The sequence below is a fragment of the Bathymodiolus heckerae thiotrophic gill symbiont genome (genome assembly GCF_900128515.1).
Taxonomy (GTDB): Bacteria; Pseudomonadota; Gammaproteobacteria; order PS1; family Pseudothioglobaceae; genus Thioglobus_A.
This window is the reverse complement of the sequence record NZ_FQTP01000230.1, coordinates 1-1,047: the sequence shown is the minus strand read 5'-3', so window position 1 is coordinate 1,047 and position 1,047 is coordinate 1. Positions and strand designations below refer to the sequence as shown.

General features: G+C 38.6%; 2 protein-coding genes and 1 pseudogene. All 3 read left to right on the top strand.

Going from position 1 to position 1,047, the window contains the following annotated elements; genetic code table 11:
• The first annotated feature begins 171 nt into the window (after window positions 1-171).
• Window positions 172-369, top strand: coding sequence for a 50S ribosomal protein L35 (gene rpmI, locus BTHERMOSOX_RS11505; RefSeq protein ID WP_138121237.1), 198 nt, complete (start codon window positions 172-174; stop codon window positions 367-369).
• Window positions 370-382: 13 nt separating this feature from the next.
• Window positions 383-751, top strand: coding sequence for a 50S ribosomal protein L20 (gene rplT / locus BTHERMOSOX_RS11500; RefSeq protein WP_138121236.1), 369 nt, complete (start codon window positions 383-385; stop codon window positions 749-751).
• Window positions 752-807: 56 nt separating this feature from the next.
• Window positions 808-1,047: pseudogene (locus BTHERMOSOX_RS11495) on the top strand (phenylalanine--tRNA ligase subunit alpha); the annotation flags it as partial.

Sequence of the window (1,047 nt, the reverse complement as noted above, 5' to 3'; positions counted from 1 at the left end):
AAAGAATTTGCTAATGTTGAACAAAAAGCAAAATTAGAGGGTCGTCAGCTAGGCATGATGCTGGCACCCAAATCGAAAAAGAAGTAGCAATTTATATCTAGTTGCTTCTTTAGTTTTATAATAAGTTATTCGCAAGAATGACAAATATGTCCGAAGGACAAGGAGAAAATTATGCCGAAGATGAAAACAAACCGAGGTGCTGCAAAGCGCTTCAAGAAAACTGCCAGTGGCGGTTACAAGTGTAAACACTCTCACTTGCGTCATATTTTGACTAAAAAGAGTACTTCTAGAAAACGTAGCCTACGCGCACCTGATACAGTAGAGAAGGTTGATGTACCAATGGTTCGTAGAATGTTACCATATAGTTAAAGGAGTATAGAAAATGGCAAGAGTATCAAGAGGTGTGCAAGCGCACGCAAGACATAAGAAAATTTTAAAGAAAGCTAAAGGTTATTATGGCGCACGTTCAAAAGTGTATCGTGTTGCTAAGCAAGCGGTAATTAAAGCGGGTCAATATGCATACCGTGACCGTCGCCAAAAGCGTCGTCAATTCCGCCGACTTTGGATCGTACGTATTAACGCAGAAGCTCGTAATTGTGGTTTAAGCTATTCAAGAATGATTGATGGTCTAAATAAAGCAGGCATCGAGATTGATCGTAAGGTTTTATCAGATATTGCAATTTTTGATAAACCTGCATTCGCTAAGATTGCAGATCAAGCAAAAGAGGCTATAGCAAAAGCTGCTAAGTAGTCCAAACTAAAGCCATGATTTATCATGGCTTTTTTCATACCAGATTATTAAACTAAATGATTAAACCAATTCTTGAAAAAGCCAAACTTGCTATTACTGATGCGCAGGACCTAAAAGCCCTAGATGAAATCAGAGTTACCTTTTTGGGTAAAAAGGGTGAGCTAACTGCTTTACTAAAAGGCTTAGGAAAACTCTCAAAAGAAGGGCGTCCTAAAATGGGTGAAGCAATTAACCAAGCTAAGGCGAATGTACAGGCTTGGCTTACCGATAGAAAAAATCATTTAGAAACGATTGAG